Annotated in this window: 14 protein-coding genes; 1 reads left to right on the top strand and 13 read right to left on the bottom strand. The window is 35.2% G+C overall.

Going from position 1 to position 16,622, the window contains the following annotated elements; genetic code table 11:
* Positions 1-56: 56 nt before the first annotated feature.
* On the top strand, positions 57-497 hold the full coding sequence (locus tag ABEB23_RS05410; RefSeq protein WP_348811410.1) for a carboxymuconolactone decarboxylase family protein: 441 nt from the start codon (positions 57-59) through the stop codon (positions 495-497).
* A gap of 277 nt (positions 498-774) precedes the next feature.
* Here the strand turns inward: ABEB23_RS05410 and ABEB23_RS05415 are convergent, their stop codons facing one another.
* From ABEB23_RS05415 to ABEB23_RS05475, 13 genes are all read right to left on the bottom strand, one after another.
* Entirely contained in the window at positions 775-1,269 is a 495-nt protein-coding gene (locus ABEB23_RS05415) for an SRPBCC family protein (protein WP_348811411.1), read from the bottom strand.
* A 374-nt stretch (positions 1,270-1,643) separates the two neighbouring features.
* Positions 1,644-2,156 (bottom strand): hypothetical protein, encoded by a 513-nt coding sequence (locus tag ABEB23_RS05420; protein WP_348811412.1) that lies wholly within the window; start codon positions 2,154-2,156, stop codon positions 1,644-1,646.
* Between the two features lie 322 nt (positions 2,157-2,478).
* Positions 2,479-2,943: a hypothetical protein gene (locus ABEB23_RS05425; RefSeq protein WP_348811413.1), complete on the bottom strand. Its 465-nt coding sequence runs from the start codon at positions 2,941-2,943 to the stop codon at positions 2,479-2,481.
* Positions 2,944-3,104: 161 nt separating this feature from the next.
* On the bottom strand, positions 3,105-3,923 hold the full coding sequence (locus ABEB23_RS05430) for a hypothetical protein (protein ID WP_348811414.1): 819 nt from the start codon (positions 3,921-3,923) through the stop codon (positions 3,105-3,107).
* Positions 3,924-4,457: 534 nt separating this feature from the next.
* Positions 4,458-4,940: a hypothetical protein gene (locus ABEB23_RS05435; RefSeq protein WP_348811415.1), complete on the bottom strand. Its 483-nt coding sequence runs from the start codon at positions 4,938-4,940 to the stop codon at positions 4,458-4,460.
* A gap of 367 nt (positions 4,941-5,307) precedes the next feature.
* The gene (locus ABEB23_RS05440) at positions 5,308-7,383 is read right to left on the bottom strand and encodes a beta-galactosidase (protein ID WP_348811416.1); all 2,076 of its coding nucleotides are present in this window, start codon (positions 7,381-7,383) and stop codon (positions 5,308-5,310) included.
* 235 nt (positions 7,384-7,618) lie between these two features.
* Complete coding sequence (locus ABEB23_RS05445) at positions 7,619-8,134, bottom strand: cupin domain-containing protein (RefSeq protein ID WP_348811417.1); 516 nt, start codon at positions 8,132-8,134, stop codon at positions 7,619-7,621.
* An 88-nt stretch (positions 8,135-8,222) separates the two neighbouring features.
* The gene (locus ABEB23_RS05450) at positions 8,223-8,897 is read right to left on the bottom strand and encodes a copper homeostasis protein CutC (RefSeq protein ID WP_348811419.1); all 675 of its coding nucleotides are present in this window, start codon (positions 8,895-8,897) and stop codon (positions 8,223-8,225) included.
* A 65-nt stretch (positions 8,898-8,962) separates the two neighbouring features.
* Positions 8,963-9,964 carry an isoaspartyl peptidase/L-asparaginase family protein gene (locus ABEB23_RS05455; protein WP_348811421.1) on the bottom strand — a complete coding sequence of 334 codons (1,002 nt, stop codon included), beginning with the start codon at positions 9,962-9,964 and terminating at the stop codon, positions 8,963-8,965.
* A gap of 639 nt (positions 9,965-10,603) precedes the next feature.
* The gene (locus ABEB23_RS05460) at positions 10,604-11,506 is read right to left on the bottom strand and encodes an ROK family protein (RefSeq protein WP_348811422.1); all 903 of its coding nucleotides are present in this window, start codon (positions 11,504-11,506) and stop codon (positions 10,604-10,606) included.
* Positions 11,507-11,637: 131 nt separating this feature from the next.
* Positions 11,638-12,729, bottom strand: coding sequence for a glycoside hydrolase family 18 protein (locus tag ABEB23_RS05465; protein WP_348811424.1), 1,092 nt, complete (start codon positions 12,727-12,729; stop codon positions 11,638-11,640).
* 29 nt (positions 12,730-12,758) lie between these two features.
* A complete protein-coding gene (locus ABEB23_RS05470) occupies positions 12,759-14,222 on the bottom strand; it encodes a glycoside hydrolase family 125 protein (protein WP_348811425.1) in 1,464 nt (487 codons plus the stop codon).
* A 78-nt stretch (positions 14,223-14,300) separates the two neighbouring features.
* Positions 14,301-16,577 (bottom strand): GH92 family glycosyl hydrolase, encoded by a 2,277-nt coding sequence (locus ABEB23_RS05475; RefSeq protein WP_348811427.1) that lies wholly within the window; start codon positions 16,575-16,577, stop codon positions 14,301-14,303.
* Positions 16,578-16,622 lie beyond the last annotated feature (45 nt).

Below are 16,622 nucleotides of genomic sequence, written 5' to 3' on the forward strand. Positions count from 1 at the left end.
AGTTTTTTCCGCTTTTTGTTTCAGAATTTTGTTCTGTTAAATTAAATAACATAAAAATGGAAAAGAGAATAAACATCAATGAAGTAGAACCTCAGGCGTATAAAGCAATGTATGCATTGGAAGGTTATTTAGCAACAACTCAATTATCGAAAACGCACAAAGAATTAATCAAGATTCGTGCTTCACAAATCAATGGATGTGCCTTTTGCATTGATATGCACACAAAAGACGCTCTAAAAAACGGAGAGACCAATCAACGTATTTTTTTACTGAATGCGTGGCGTGAAACCGATTTATTTTCGGAAGAAGAAAAGTTGATTTTATCAATTACCGAAGAAATCACCTTGATTCATGATAAAGGTTTATCTAATGAAACGTATAAAAAAGCGGAACAATTTTTTGACAAAAGTTTCATCGCCCAAATTATAATGGCAATCGTAACCATAAATGCATGGAACAGAATTGCAGTAAGTACGCATTTGGAACCAGAGAAATAAGAAACTACCGCAAAAAACAAGCAGCAGGAAAGAGAATATATAAATCACTTTGGAGATAGAAAAACTAAGAGTATAGAAACATCTCTGCAGAAACATTAAAAAAAAAATATTTCTTTTCAAAAACAACCTCACCTGAAAAAGGCTTAAGCGAGGTTGTTTTTTTATTTTTGGAACTGATTCAGATTTTAGAGCCATAATGCAACTGACAACCAAATTTTTTGTCCATGACTTTGAAGCGCTGTTAGTACTTCTCTTTAAATCTTACTCTTTCAGTTCTTTAATATTTACCTTCCTCAGACAGTTTCTTTTCGTCTGCAGTTCTAGGGTTGCCGGTGCTGTTCGGCTGACCTTTACCTGTAGTGATGAGGCTTCGTAAACTATTATGTATATAATTGCTCCATGCATCTCGACAGATATCGTAGCATTCATATTCCGGAACTAAACCTAGGTGAGTGAAACGGATTTGCGTTTGCTCACCCTTTTTAGAAATTTCAAAGCTAATTTTTGTTCCTGTCCATTCTCTTTTATCTTTAGTAAAATTAAAATAGTTCTCTATCACAAGCCACACAACTTTTTCGTTTGGGATAACTTCTAATAATTTTATTTGGCAACGATGGATGTCTTCGTAATGATAGGTAAACACATCATTGACCTTGTCAGTACTGCCTTCAATTTCTTCTGACCACCAAGCACGAACATTATTGATTGCATTAAACACTTCCTCTGGAGTTTGGTCTACCAATAGGATTGTGGTAAAATCTTGATTATCCATGGCTTATTTTTTTTTAATTATCTAATATTCAATACACTAAAATTAGTTAATATTATTAAGATGGCGTCATTGATACAGATAACATTTGAATATTCCAAAGCCAAAAATGAAAATATAATTGCTACTTACCCAACTCTAAATACAAAACAAATTCCTGAGCTTTTTGCCCATCATCTGTGAAAGAATTTAAAGTGTTTTGAAGATTGGCAGTAAAGAATGTTTATCTAATTTAAAGTACAATTAGTTCTTTTTTTGAACTCCTCCTGGTTTCGTTCAACACAGGTTTTAAGGCTGGTATTTTTTTGGAGACCGTGAATTTCATTTCATTTTTTACTTTGAAAGCCCACCTAAAATAAGCTTCTAATAGTACCCAATTACTTTTTCTTTTCTTCATCAACAATTAGTTTCAAGGAATTGATATAATCAGTATCAAATTCTATAACTCTTATTTTGTTTTGTTTAAAACTCATTTCTCCTTCAAATTTTCCTTCGGTTCCCAAAAAATCTATTACCAGTTCATCCTCATTTAATTCTATCAGTTTACCGAGATAAACAGCTTTATCTGACTTTGTTGCAATCTGAAAAATCTCATATTTATCAGCTAGAAAATTTATAATTGAAGATAAATCCGTAAGCGGAATTATTTCCTCTGCGCTTGTTTTTAAACCTTTAAGTTTAATTACCCTTTCCGTGAATTCATGATCCTTGTCTTGAATAATTGACTTTACATTTTTGTTTTTTAATATCGTATAACCATCAATTATAAAATCAACAGGATTATTTTTCAGTAAAATCCAATCTTCAGTCCAATCAATAAGAAAACCATTAAAGATTTCTTTTTTGTCGTCAAATTCTATTGAAATTAATTGTCTTAAGTATTTTTCCATTATGTTTTTTTAAGTTTCGAAAGCAGTTTGCAATTTCTAAAAGCGAATATTTTCTGCTAAATGAAAATACGATTAAAAAACGATAATTCCAATGAAATTACAAATAGCTAGAGATCTGTGTTAATTGTCGTATTTGTTTTCAATATCTTTTGATTTGCACACAAGAAACAGCCATACTGACGGCTAACGTCCCGCTACTACAGCGGGTTTGGGACTAAATTAAGTCCTATTTTCGGATTTGCCAAAACATTCCAAATACAAAACCAACTTTCCATTAAGCCAATTGCCCAAATCCGTTGTAGTAGCTGTTATGCGTAGCCAGTTATTTCGATATATATTTCTCTTGATTTTTTAATCTCTTCTGCTCAAAGTAATATGCTCCTTTTCGTAAAGTCAGTTTATTTTCTCTGATAAGAAATAAGTGAAATTGTTTGTGAGTTTCTTTTTCTTCAGCCATTAACACAATAACATTTTTATTGGCATTTATTACATCATATTTGTGCATTCCCCAAGTAAGTATACTGTCTGAACTAACATTCCATTTTTGTGGGCCAATTATTAAATCACCGTCGGTATTAAAATTTTCTAAATCTCCATTCTCGTTTCTCAACAAATTATCTGAAGTTTTATTTTTATTAAACTTCCAAAAAGTATAATTAGGTTGACTTTGGGAATAAATAACCCAACAGTCATTATCACTATTTATAAAGTTTTCTTCTAAATCATTTTGTTTGGAACAGCCAACAATGCAAATTATTTGAAGAATTACGAAGACGGCTTTTTTCATTTGTTTCTCTGGTTACGCATAACGTTCTGGTACTACAGCGGGTTTGGGACTAAATTAAGCTCTATTTTCGGATTTGCCAAATCATCCCAAATACAAAACCATCTTTCCATTAAGCCAATTGCCCAAATCCGTTGTAGTAGCTGTTATGCGTTCGTTCTTTATTATTCCACTACTTGCCAATTATTTGCCATAAAATCTTTTACATTAAAAATATATGGTACTTCATCTTCTATTGGGTTATCTGTTATTCGAACATATTTTCCAACTTTGTTGAACATCACTCTCTTTTGAGAATATTTTTTTGCGAAGTGAGATATGAAAAACTGAGGTATCATTTGAAAAACACATTCGATTTCTGATAGTAATACAGGGTCAAATTCTATCAAATAGTTAGCGTCATGGGTTACTCTATGCCTTATTTTAAAAGCACTATGTAGAGTCTCATCAATCTTTGTCTTTAAATTTCCTTCATGTATCCATTTAAAAATCATTGCATATTCAACAAAAATCAACCCATTAAACACTTCATTTGAGAAGTACTCAGACAACTCTGCCGTTTCTTTTTGAAGGATATAATCAAATGCCTCACGTGTTTGATGCAAGTTTTGAAAATTATATTTTCTCGCATAAAATTCCCCAATTGTCAAACTCAGTGGAATTTCAGAATTATGTTCTGTCGCTAACCTTTGGTTTATTGAACTGTCATGATTGGAAATAAAAATGAATAAATCTCGAAAAAATGTCTCCCAACATGTTATTAAAGAACAAATATAGAGACCTGTTGCAACTCTTAAATTTTTATCAAGTTCTTTTTTTTCTGATTTATATCGGAGAAGTTGACTATGAATAAAATTATTTCTGTGGCTCAAGTTGTTAAGAAGATTACTTGTAATTGTGAGCATAAAGTCATTGTCGAGATTTTCATTTCTCGTCTCTCTGTATTCTTTTATTTCAATTAATTTACTTGTAACTTTTGACATTTGTCTTGGTATTTTTAGAATGACGCATAACTAGTATATACTCGCTACTTTGTAGCGCATATACACCCAAATTTGGCAGGCTTTGCGCTATAATGTAGTTTTTTTCTTCTCTTTAGCAAACATACAAAATAGTTTTAATTATCTATTCCGGCTTCTATTCAATTTTAGAAAAATTCCTATAAAAAAAGATGCCGCGAAGCATCTTTTTTATTCTCCTAGAAATATATCAATATCAAAAAAATCTTTTGGGGAGATTCCAATCATTTTACAGAACTTACTAACAGTGTAGGATAGTAATTCCTCTTTTATTGCTATTACTTTCCTTTTAATTTATAATTAATCTGCTATTTTTTTTGTACAATTGATTTATTTGTTTTTCTGAAAATGGCAGACGAATACGGCAAACCACCATATATAAATAAATGCCAATTGCAACTGGAAATCCTTGGGAAACCTTGACTACCAAAAGTGGATCGCCAAAGAAAAAGGGATCAGTGAACAAATCTTTATCAAAAGCCAAAATAAACTTGGTTATCACTTATCGATACAGTCTACAGTTTTAAATTTAAATTTCACACGCTCAAAATCGATAGGTGAACCTTTAACAAAATAAGAGGCCCCCATAGTGGTTTGTATTTTCCCATTACCTAAAATAAGTTCATCCCCTCTCTTTAGAAATGCCATTGGGTTTTTATATGTTACTTTTTCATTAGCCCCTTGAATAAAAGTATAGCTCACAAATATGGTATCTCCACGTAATTCTCCGGCGATTTTCCCAATCTTTTTTGGCATATTAAAAAAACTCATCACCATATCTCCAGCTATTTTTCCATTCTTTAAAGTACTCATTTTTAAATCAATAGTATCTTGTTCGTATAGCGCTTTATAGCATTGAACACTTACAGGTTTTTCTGCCTGAACTTGGGTTCTCTTAACGACTTTTTCGTTTTCATTTTTTTTACAACTTTGGAATCCAATACAAGCAAACAGCAAACAAAAAAGAACTGGAGTTTTCATAATAATAAATATTTAGTTAATAATGTGGTTATAGCGATAGCTAATTTAAGCATAAATCACGAGTAATAGTGCAGCTTAAGTACCATTTAAATTATTAATGATAGTATCCCGACACAATAGTTATATCTTTTTTGGTTTCTTCATCATCAGATTATCACTCCAAAGCATTACTACTCTATTGCAGATAATGCCACTTTATATAGTAATTTTAAAAATAAAAGTATTTAGCCTAAAACACATCAACCATATAAGTTCGTATTGACAAATGTATTACACCAATTTTCAATGCTTTACAATTATATTTAATACAACAAATTAAACAAAATCAATAAATTAACAACTATTATCTGCAGTAAAAAATTAACATTTATAACTCTTCTATAATTGTAAATCCCCAAGCAGGTAAAGCAATCTGACTCTGTGTTGTTATCTTTTCATCTGTCAACAAAATTTTTCCTTTTGAATAAGGATAAGTAAATGATTTAGGTTCTCCCGAATAGTTAAAATAATAATGAATACCCTTTCCTTGTTGATTAATCCCCGATTTAACAATCATTGGAAATTTCAATGCTTGATCTTTTCCCCAAAGTCCTGCATTCTTTAAAGCTCCCTCAAGTATTTTTTCCGATACAGCAGCACTTGCACCGAATCCTATATAAGTAGCTAACCCTTTACCATAGTTGTTTTGGGTGACTGCTGCATAAATACCCCAGGCCGGATGTTCATACCATGCCAAAACCTTTGCAGTAGTAGGAACGATCAATTCCATCCACTTCTCTGCATTGTTCTGCTCCTTACCTACATGAAAAGGATCATCTTTCAGGCTCACTTTTTCGGGAACCGTAAACTCATTGTATGTGATACCACAAGCCTCACTAATAATACCGGGCTGACGTAAAGTCCTTACTTTATTATGTTCATCGGCAAAGCCACTTTTAAATGTATAAACAATATGACCACCATTTTTAACAAACTCATTCAAACGCAGCAATAGACTGTCTGGAGCTGCATACAATACAGGAACCACAATTAGCTTATATTTCTCTATTTGAGTACTGGATGGATCAATAAAATCAACGCCTACATTCATGTTATAAAGAGCATCATACATTGGTCTCAGTACACCATTGTAGCTTCCAGGACCAAATGAATTAAATGCAGTCAGCGCCTCGTTACTAAATAAAACCGCTACATCATTTTTCTTTTGTAAATGAACTAAATGGGAACCAATTTTCTTGAAATCTGCACCGATGGTTTTTGCTTCTTCATAGGTTGGGTTAGATTCAAAATCATGACTCAGTAATCCTTTCCAGTACGTTTCGGCTGAATTATGTATCGAATGCCAATGCCAGTAAGAAACCATATCTGCACCAGATGCCAAATGGCTGAATGCCTGCAATCGCAGTTGATTTGGATAAGGTACCCATTGCGGAAAACCCTGCGCTTCTGTTTCAATTACAAAGTAATTCTGTCCTCCCTTCATGGAGCGCGCTACATCCCCTCCAAAAGAAATTTCCACCCCTGTAAGTTTATCTTGTGACGGATGATAAATATCAACGCCAGAAATGTCAAGTACTTTGGAAGCCGCAAAATGATCTACCTCAGGTTGTATCCCATAGGAGTGTCCCCACCAGTCAAAATCAAAATTCTGAGTAACAAATTGATCCCGTTTTTTGTATTCACGTACAATTTTAGCTTGCCATCCCAGGTAATCTGTAACCAGAGAACGTTGAAATTTTGCAAACTCTGCATTAAGGCTGGCATTAATACTTCCATTAACGGAAGGAAAATCATCCCAGTTATTAATTCGATTGCTCCAGTAATCTAATCCAAATATTTTATTCAATGTATCAAGCGAAGGATATCTTTCTTTCATATAAGCAACAAATTGCGCTTGCACATTTGGCCCGCTTGTGCCGTATGATTTGGTTTCATTATCAATCTGGTAACCAATAATTGCAGGATGGTCTTTAATATGCTCCAGCATTTTTCGAATAGCCTTTTCTGCATAAGCCCTAAAATGTACGTTAGTGATATCCATATTCTGACGTGGGCCATATTGATTTTGTCCCCTATTCGTAATCGCTAAAACATCAGGATATTTTTTAACAAGCCAAGTTGGCACGGCATAAGTAGGTGTTCCTATTATCACGCTAATATCAGCTTTATGCATAGCATTCAACACACGATCAATATGACTGAAGTCAAAAACACCTTCCTGAGGCTCCATTGTACTCCAAGTAGATTCGGCAATACGAACAACATTGATACCAGCTGCTTTCATCATTTTGATATCCTGATCAAGGCGTTCATAAGGCATATATTCATCATAATAAGCAACACCAAATAACAACTTATCTTTCTCTACTTGTGCAAAGATTGAATTAATACCAAATATAAATGTAAAAACAACATTTATAAAAAAGAGCAAATTTTTTTTCATCTTTTAATATATTTTTTACTAAGATAGTAAAAATAGTATATAAAGTAAATGGCGTACCGAGTTTGAAGAACATTATATACTACCATAATTTAATTAAGCCTATATAGAACAACTTTCTTTTTTATACATCACAAATTAGAGCTTCTTGCAAATTCCACTAATTCTTTTTGAATAAAAAAAAATGATCTTGAAATCATAAAATTTGCAAGATCATTATACTTTTTATTATCTTAATTTATCTACCAAAATCATCCTGTAAACGAACAATATCTTCTTCATCTGAAGGATTTTCAGGATCTGTATGCTGCCAAATTTCAGCGACAACTCCCCATGAATCCAGTCCAATTAAACGATGACGCTCTCCTTTGTCCATTTGTATAAAGGTCCCTGGGGTAAGCTCCTGAATCTCTCCTTCTTCATCTGTAGCGCTGGTCTTCACTCCTACCACACCTGCAAGTATTTTCCAGATTTCCGCTCTTCGAAAATGATATTGCCATGACAAACGTTTATTGGGAGCCACCACCAAAATCTTCGGACTTAACTTATTGGTGATTTTAATCGTTTCCATGTCAAGATGTGGAAAAAATTTAGCCGCAAAGGCGCCTGCCTGACTTTCATCAATGACAAAAAATCCTCCCCACGGACGCGTTTGATCTTGTTTTACAACAGTAAAATTTTCTTTTTTTAGTGCCGTTTCAATTTGCTCAAAAACAGCATTTTTATCTAAATTATTAGCGATGTTCAAATTCATTTTGTTTATTTTAAAGTAAAAAATATTTTATTAGTCGTCGTATTTTCTATTCCTTGTTTGAGTAAAAAGTAATTCGTTCGATTTCAGTTCATCGCAAGTACAATTTTATTTTTCGAACTTCATCTCCATTTGCCATTTCAGTGGAATCCGTAATAGCAGAAGAATGATAAAAAGAAGCATGCACCTTTTGATCTAAAAACTCAATATTTGTAGATCGTAATCCGCCACCTGGCATAACCACAATTCTGTCGTCGGCTTTTTCTACCAATGCTTGTAAAACATCCATTCCTTCCACCACGTTTTCAGCTTGTCCAGAAGTCAACACCGTTTTAAATCCACAGTCTATTAGCAATTCCAGGGATTTATAAACATTCGCAACAACATCAAAGGCACGGTGAAAAGTACAGGGAACAGGACTGGCAAGAGCTACTAATTCTTTATTTCTATCCATGTCAAAACTACTATCGGTATTCAAAATTCCGAACACAAATCCGTCTACATTGATTTTTTTGAATCGTTTAATTTCAGATTTCATTTGTTCAAATTCGGCATCGGTATAAACGAAATCACCTCCTCTGGGACGGATCATGACATTCATCTTTATACTCAATTCAGCACGTACTTTAAGGGCCGTTTCAAAATCCGGACTGGTCCCGCCCTCCAGCATATTGGCACACAGCTCTACTCTATCTGCTCCATTTTCCTGCGCAATAACCGCCGATTCCCCATTGAAACAGGCAATTTCCAGATTTTTATTGTTCATAATTATAAATGTATTTAATGACACAGTTCACAAGAAATATCACAAACTTCACAGCTTTTCAGTTATTAGGTTTTCAAAAAATATTCGGCGTCAATTAATCTATTCCCCGTTGCATCACAAACAGCATAGTTGAAACCTCCCTGAACACAATAGGAACCATATTCGCCTTCCTTATTTAAGGCAATAAAGCCAACTTGAATATCTTTCAAGTCTTTTTTTCTGTTATTCATTAATTTCACAATTCGAGCCACTGCCTCTTCACAGGCTTTTTGGGGAGAATGACCTTGCCTCATTAACTCTACAACCAAATGTGAACCCGAAATTCGAATCACCTCCTCACCATGTCCCGTTGCAGTTGCGGCACCAATTTCATTATCTACATACAAACCCGCTCCAATAATAGGGGAATCACCTAAGCGTCCATGCATTTTGAAAGCCATACCGCTGGTCGTGCAGGCTCCCGAGAGATTTCCATTTGCATCCAAAGCGATCATACCGATTGTGTCATGATTTTCAATATTGGCAGTAGGTTTATATCGACTTGTTTTTAGCCATTCCTTCCATTCTTTTTCGGACTCTTTGGTTAACAAATTCTCTTTTTTGAAACCTTGTGTCAAAGCAAAACTTAATGCTCCTTCACCTACCAACATCACATGCGGTGTTTTTTCCATTACAGCCCGAGCCACAGAAATAGGGTGCTTTATGAATTCCAAACATCCCACAGAACCAATATTGGACAATTCGTCCATGATGCAAGCGTCCAGTGTCACACGTCCATCGCGATCTGGTCGTCCACCATACCCGACACTTCTTTCTTTGGGATCACCTTCTGGGATTTTAACACCTGCTTCCACAGCATCCAAGGCGCGACCGTTGTTTTTTAGTACATCCCAAGCCGCTTCATTGGCTTGAATTCCAAAACGCCAAGTAGAAAGAACAATAGGTTTCCTCACAGTTTTAGTCACAGCAGATAATTTATTTTCATCAGATTTCTCTTTGAATGAATGTAAAGCTACCGCTACAGAGGCAATAGCCGCCGTTTTTAAAAAGTTTCTTCTGTTTGTCATATTTTCTGGTATTATCGTACTATCCTAAAATTACTAACATGAAATTTAAACCATATAAGACATCTAAGTTCATTTATGTTTGATTGCAGCAAAAACTAATTCCTATGCCCTTACTGTTTCTTATATGGCTATTCTGTATTCTTTTTTAAGGTACAAAGGTTCTAAGGTGCTGAGGTTCTAAGTTTGTGCCTTTTCAAAATAATTATCTCGTTCTCCTTAAAATTGTCTTCCCAAATCCCAGCAACTACCGAAGCAACTAAGGCGCTAAGATGCTAAGATTCTAAGTTTATCCTATTCAAAATAATTATCTCGTTCTCCTTAAAAGTGTTTTCCCTACTCTCAGTACCTATCGAAGCAACTAAGACGCTAAGGTACTAAGATTCTAAGTTTATGCCTTTTCAAAATAATTATCTCGTTCTCCTTAAAAGTGTTTTCCCAACTCTCAGTACCTATCGAAGCAACTAAGACGCTAAGGTGCTAAGATTCTAAGTTTATGCCTTTTCAAAATAATTATCTCGTTCTTCTTAAAAGTGTTTTCCCAAATCTCAGCAACTTAAAACCTTTGTTCCTTTGTTCCTTAGAACCTTTGTACCTTAGTACCTTAGTACCTCAGAATCTCAGAACCTTAGAACCTTAGAACTACAATCCATGAATAAGACTTGCTGCTCCCAGCAATGCCGCATCTTCATTATCGTTAGAAACTTGTATACTGACTTCGCAGTCCGCTTCTCTGATTTTTTTATTAAAACTTGGCAAGAATAAAGAACTAGAGTTGGCTATTTTACCTCCAATCACGAAATGCTCAACTGAAAACTTTCTAAACCACGGAATCACAATTTCAGCCAAATCCTCCCCCATTTCTTCAAATACTTTTAATGCATCTTTGTCTCCGGCATTTGCACGATTATAAAGTTCCAATCCGTTTTCGAGTTGGGTACCACTCAAGGCAAGATACTTAGACAAAAGCCCCCTTAGGGACACATAATCCTCAGCAATGCCTTTTTTGAAATGTAAATTCCATATTTCACCATCTGCCGGCACTTGCATACCAGAACTGATTGACACTCCTTTATCAATGAAACTGGAACCCAATCCTGTTCCTAAAGTGACCGCCATAACCTTTTTGGAAAGATTATTTTTATCTTTATAAACTTCTCCTTTACCAAAACAAACCGCATCATTTTCGAAAAAAACAGTAAATTCCTTTGGAAGACTAAGCCTTTTCCTAATCAAGTCACCAATATTTAAACCGTAAAAATTTTCGTATTTATCCTGACCTTTAATCATCGAAATACCATTTTTATAATCGAAAGGTCCAGGCATACATACCGCTATTCCATTCACATTTTCTATACCTGAATTACTCAAGGAAAGACGGATTGATTTTTCCCAAAAATCTATAACCTGATTTACTGGTAAGTTTGAATCAAACGATTCTTTGTTTACTGAAGACTTCAGTACCTTCATGTCTGTAACATCAATAACTGCAGAAGTAATATGGGTTCCCCCTACATCCATCCCGATCGCATATACTTTTTCCATTTTGCATTGTCAATTAGTAACAAATCTCTGATTCGTTACTATTAATTATTATTTAAAAATTGTGTTTAGATTTTAATAAAATCCTTAGTACACTTCCATTCTCTTAATTCTGTTCATTGTCAATCTCCTAATTATTTGGCCGTTTTTACCTGATATATGGCATCGACCATTCCGTTTCGGGTACTGTCTAAAATAAGTTCCCAAAACATAATACCTCCCAGTTTGTTTTTAATAGCGTAGGCAGTTTTGGCTTTTACAGAGGTAATATCATCGCCGGTTGCAAACAATTTTCGCTTCTCATTATACCAATACGGTGCCATTGCTTTTTTGTCCCAAAAATATTCCCAACCATTTGACGGTAAAAATGTGGTTGCAAAATCTTTGAAACTCACGCCTTCTGCTGGAGTCCCAGATTGATATAAACCATTGTTTACACTGGAAACCTCTTTCCAATTACGAGTATAAAAAGCGGCGCCTATAACTAACTTATTTGCCGGTATTCCTACCTTTAACAAATTGGCCACCGCTTTATCTGTAGATTCTTCTTCTTTTTTGGTACTATACAAAGGTGTATGATGACCAGTAACTTTTGAATAGCCATTTACCAAATCGTAACTCATGATATTTACCCGATTTACCAATGGCATTATTTTTTCCCATTCAACCGATTCTTCTAAATATTTTTGGAATCCTCCCGCAGCAAAACTGAGCTCATTTTTATCACCCAAAGTTTTACGCAGTATCTTTATCAGTTCGGTAAAATTCACTTTATCTGCTTTCTGGAATAAATGCCCGGGATATCCTTCAATTGTTGGGTACTCCCAATCTAAATCCAATCCATCAGATTTGAAATAATCATTTACCTCCTTAACCGATTGAGCAAAAACTTCTCTGCCTTCAACGGTAGAAAATGCCTCAGAACAAGGAGCACATCCACCCCAACCTCCTAAAGACAGCATCACTTTTAATTGAGGATTTTTTGATTTCAATGACACTAAATATTTAATAGCAAGAGAATCTTTTGAAGTATCCACATTTAATTTCCCTTCTTTCAAATGGCAAAAACTATAAATGATATGGGTCAATTTATTTACTTCAAATTCATTTATCAATTTATTATCTCCAGTATAATATGCAATGACATCAAGGTTTTTAGCTTTTTGCGCATTAGCATAACAGGCTGTTAAAAGCAGCAGTAAAATGAGTCTTATGTTTCTGGTCATTGTATTGGAATTAAGTCACAGGAAGAAAACTAAATATTTTTGTCTTTTAATATTTGAGGATATTTAATACTCGTTTGAACAATCATTTCCCCAAATAAGGTATTTGCCCAGGCAAACCATTTACGGGTAAATTGCTTAGCATCGTCTTTATGGAAAGACTCGTGCATGAATCCTGTGTCTGCATGAGTTTTCTTTAATACCCCGATACAGTATTTGATCTCATTTTCATCCACACTCGTGATTGCTCTAAGAATAATACTCATTGGCCAAATTGTGTCTGCTCCTGTATGAGGACCTCCTATTCCTTCGGCTGCTTTGCCTTTATAAAAAAACGGATTGTTTTCTGAAAGCACCACTTTTCTTGTATTCAAATACAAAGAACTATCCGGTTTTACAGCTCCCAAATACGGCAACGATAACAAGGAAGGAACATTGGCATCATCCATAAAATGGAAACTTCCGTAACCGTTTACTTCAAATGCTATTATTTCTCCAAATTTTGGATGCGTAATGATACCGTTTTCTTTCAGCCCCTTTTGAACTTGTTCCTGAAGTTCCTTCGCTTTGGTAACGATAGCATCATCTTTTAAAGCCGGAGTAGAAAACATCTCAATCAAATAACCCAAAACCTCTATAGCAAACATATTGCTTGGAATCAAGTAGCCAAACAGGGTGCTGTCATCGCTTGGACGGAAAGTAGAAACAATCAACCCACAAGGCTTTACTGGATACCCATAGCCTGACAATGGCACGCCATCTGTCGCCCATGCGGTATTGCGTTGAAAAGTGTACGGTCCTTTATCTGTCCATCTTTGCTGTTCTTTAAAAGTTTGTAAAACAAGATTCATTGCCGCTTTCCAATCTTTGTCAAACATGCTAATATCGCCAGTTTCTTTCCAGTAGCCATGAGCCAATCTGATCGGATAACACAAACTGTCAATTTCCCATTTGCGCTCATGAATTCCTGGTTGCATTTTGGTCATATCATTTTTCCATTCGCTTATCTGATTAAAATCTTTATAGAAAGCATTTGCATAAGGATCTAATAAAATACATTTGGTCTGGCGATTGATTACTCCTTTTACGAGTTCTCCCAATTTTTTATCTTCTTTTACAAAAGGAATATAAGGCCAAATCTGCGCTGTACTATCACGAAGCCACATGGCATCGATATCTCCCGTAATCACATACGTATCCGGTTTACCGTCGATGATTTCAAAATCAACCGTGGTATCTAAAGTATTTGGAAAACAGTTTTCGAACAACCATGCCAATTCCGGATTGGCAATTTGTTTTTTGATTCGAACGATTGCATTTTCAATCGCTTTACTCGTGAATTTCCTTTCAGCCAAAGGCGGACGTTGGCTTACAAAGTCTTTTAACTGTGAAGTAAAAACAGAATCCGAATTTAAAGCAAAAGCATCGGTTTGCAAGGCAAGAACTCCTGCCGAAAAAAATCCTGTGTTTTTTAAAAATTTTCTACGTGTTTGCATTGTGTTTGTTTTTATTTATAGACCTGAATTCTCTAATTTTTAGAATCAATAAAATCAGTGAATTCATGGCAAAAAAAATTATTTTTTAGAATACGAATAAGGAAAACTCTCTGATGAAGTCCCTCTACTTTTATTTGGAGTTGCCGTCATGTTGAAATCCAACTCTGCTCCTTTCAATAATTCAAAATGATTAATATAGTTTTTGTCATACGCCATTTGATTCCACTTCAATTCCTGAACATATTTGTTGTTCGCAGAATTATTTTCGGATGTGATGACAATCTGTTTTCCATTTTCTAATTCAATAGTTGCTTTTTTGAATAATGGTGCTCCTAAAACGTATTCATCCGTTCCCGGACAAACTGGATAGAATCCCAAAGCAGAGAAAACATACCAAGCCGAAGTTTGTCCATTGTCTTCGTCTCCGCAATAACCATCTGGTGTAGGCTTGTACAAACGATTCATTACTTCTCTTGACCAGTATTGGGTTTTCCATGGTTCACCCGCATAATTATACAAATAAATCATGTGCTGTATCGGCTGATTTCCATGCGCATATTGTCCCATATTCATGATTTGCATTTCTCTTATTTCGTGAATCACGGAACCATAATAACTGTCGTCAAAAACAGGAGGCAAAGTAAAAACCTCGTCCAGTTTGGAAACAAATTGTTTTTCGCCTCCCATCAAATCAACCAATCCCTGAATGTCATGGAAAACACTCCAGCTGTAGTGCCAACTGTTACCTTCCGTAAAATCACCACCCCATTTAAAAGGATTAAAAGACGCAGAAAACTTTCCGTCTTTGCTTTTTCCACTCATCAAATTAAAAGATGGATTGAAAAGCAATTTATAATTCATCATACGTTTCTCGTACAAATCAATTTCCTTCTTTGGTCTTTTCAAGGCTTTCGCCAATTGCCAGATGGTAAAATCATCATAAGCATATTCTAAGGTTCTTGCAGCGCTTTCATTAATCTCAACATCATTGGGCACATAACCCAATTTATTGTAGAATGCAACTCCTTTTCTTCCCGTTGCATTTGGTCCTTCGTTGTTCGCTCCTTTCAAAAGAGCAGTATATAAAGTTTCAATATCGTCCACTTGTACTCCTTTGAGATAGGCATCGGCAACTACTGAAGCCGAATTATTTCCGACCATGCAATCCCTAAATCCAGGACTGGACCATTCAGGGAGGAAGCCTCCTTCTTTATAAACATTGATTAAACCTTCCTGCATTTCTTTATTTATCGAAGGGTAGAACAAATTCAGCATCGGATATAGGGCTCGGAAAGTATCCCAGAAACCGGTACCGGCAAACATATAACCCGGCAATACTTTTCCGTTATGTGGACTATAGTGAATGATTTTTCCTTTCGAATTAACCTCATAGAGTTTTTGAGGAAAACAGGCAGTGCGGTAAAGACAGGAGTAAAAAGTCTGCAATTGCTCATCAGTTCCTCCTTCTACAGTTACCTTTCCTAAAACTTTATTCCACTCTTTTTTGGATTCTGCAACGGTCTGCTCAAAAGTGGCTGTCCCTAATTCCTGCTGCAAATTCAATTCTGCCTGTTCAAAACTAATAAACGAAGACGCAACCCTCACGTTTACCTTCTCTCCTTTTTTGGTTTTAAAACCCACAACAGCTCCGGCATGATCCGACAACATTTCTAGTTTATCTTTCTCTAACATTTTTCCCTGCCAAGTATGCTTCGTGGTAAAAGCCTTGTCAAAAACGATTACAAAATAGTTCTTGAAATTTTGTGGCACTCCACCGCTGTTGCGTGTAGTGTAACCAATAATTTTATTCTCTGAGGGGATAATTTTCACATAAGAACCTTTGTCGAATGCATCAATTACGATAGAAGATTGTGCATTTTCCGGAAAGGTAAATTGAAAATGGGCAGCGCGTTCGGTTGCTGTCATTTCAGTGGTCACATCATAATCGGCAAGATAAACACTGTAATAATGAGGCTTTACCGTTTCCGATTTGTGGCTGAACCAACTGGCTCTATCGTCTTCCGTAAAAGCCAATTTTCCTGTAACGGGCATGATAGAAAACTGTCCGTAATCATTAATCCAGGGTGAAGGCTGATGCGTTTGTCTAAAACCTCGTATTTTCTCGGCCGTATATGTATACATCCAGCCGTCCCCCATTTTACCGGTTTGCGGTGTCCAAAAATTCATTCCCCAAGGGCGGGAAATTGCAGGATAGGTATTCCCGTTTGAAAGACTGTGCACCGATTGTGTTCCCATCAAAGGATTGACATAATCAACTGCATCAATATTTTTTTGTGCATTGGCAAAAAAAGATACAAGAAGAAATACACTAAAAAAGAAATTGTTATTTTTCATATCAAATTATATTTGTTTTTAGAGGGTATAAACCCCAATACTTTG

The sequence above is a fragment of the Flavobacterium maritimum genome (assembly GCF_040049085.1).
Classification (GTDB): domain Bacteria; phylum Bacteroidota; class Bacteroidia; order Flavobacteriales; family Flavobacteriaceae; genus Flavobacterium; species Flavobacterium maritimum.

Coding starts and splice junctions, on each gene's coding strand:
- ABEB23_RS05465 (WP_348811424.1), bottom strand. CDS start 12,729: ATGACCAGAAACATAAGACTCATTTTACTGCTGCTTTTAACAGCCTGT.
- ABEB23_RS05415 (WP_348811411.1), bottom strand. CDS start 1,269: ATGGATAATCAAGATTTTACCACAATCCTATTGGTAGACCAAACTCCA.
- ABEB23_RS05435 (WP_348811415.1), bottom strand. CDS start 4,940: ATGAAAACTCCAGTTCTTTTTTGTTTGCTGTTTGCTTGTATTGGATTC.
- ABEB23_RS05445 (WP_348811417.1), bottom strand. CDS start 8,134: ATGAATTTGAACATCGCTAATAATTTAGATAAAAATGCTGTTTTTGAG.
- ABEB23_RS05440 (WP_348811416.1), bottom strand. CDS start 7,383: ATGAAAAAAAATTTGCTCTTTTTTATAAATGTTGTTTTTACATTTATA.
- ABEB23_RS05430 (WP_348811414.1), bottom strand. CDS start 3,923: ATGTCAAAAGTTACAAGTAAATTAATTGAAATAAAAGAATACAGAGAG.
- ABEB23_RS05420 (WP_348811412.1), bottom strand. CDS start 2,156: ATGGAAAAATACTTAAGACAATTAATTTCAATAGAATTTGACGACAAA.
- ABEB23_RS05470 (WP_348811425.1), bottom strand. CDS start 14,222: ATGCAAACACGTAGAAAATTTTTAAAAAACACAGGATTTTTTTCGGCA.
- ABEB23_RS05460 (WP_348811422.1), bottom strand. CDS start 11,506: ATGGAAAAAGTATATGCGATCGGGATGGATGTAGGGGGAACCCATATT.
- ABEB23_RS05425 (WP_348811413.1), bottom strand. CDS start 2,943: ATGAAAAAAGCCGTCTTCGTAATTCTTCAAATAATTTGCATTGTTGGC.
- ABEB23_RS05475 (WP_348811427.1), bottom strand. CDS start 16,577: ATGAAAAATAACAATTTCTTTTTTAGTGTATTTCTTCTTGTATCTTTT.
- ABEB23_RS05455 (WP_348811421.1), bottom strand. CDS start 9,964: ATGACAAACAGAAGAAACTTTTTAAAAACGGCGGCTATTGCCTCTGTA.
- ABEB23_RS05450 (WP_348811419.1), bottom strand. CDS start 8,897: ATGAACAATAAAAATCTGGAAATTGCCTGTTTCAATGGGGAATCGGCG.
- ABEB23_RS05410 (WP_348811410.1), top strand. CDS start 57: ATGGAAAAGAGAATAAACATCAATGAAGTAGAACCTCAGGCGTATAAA.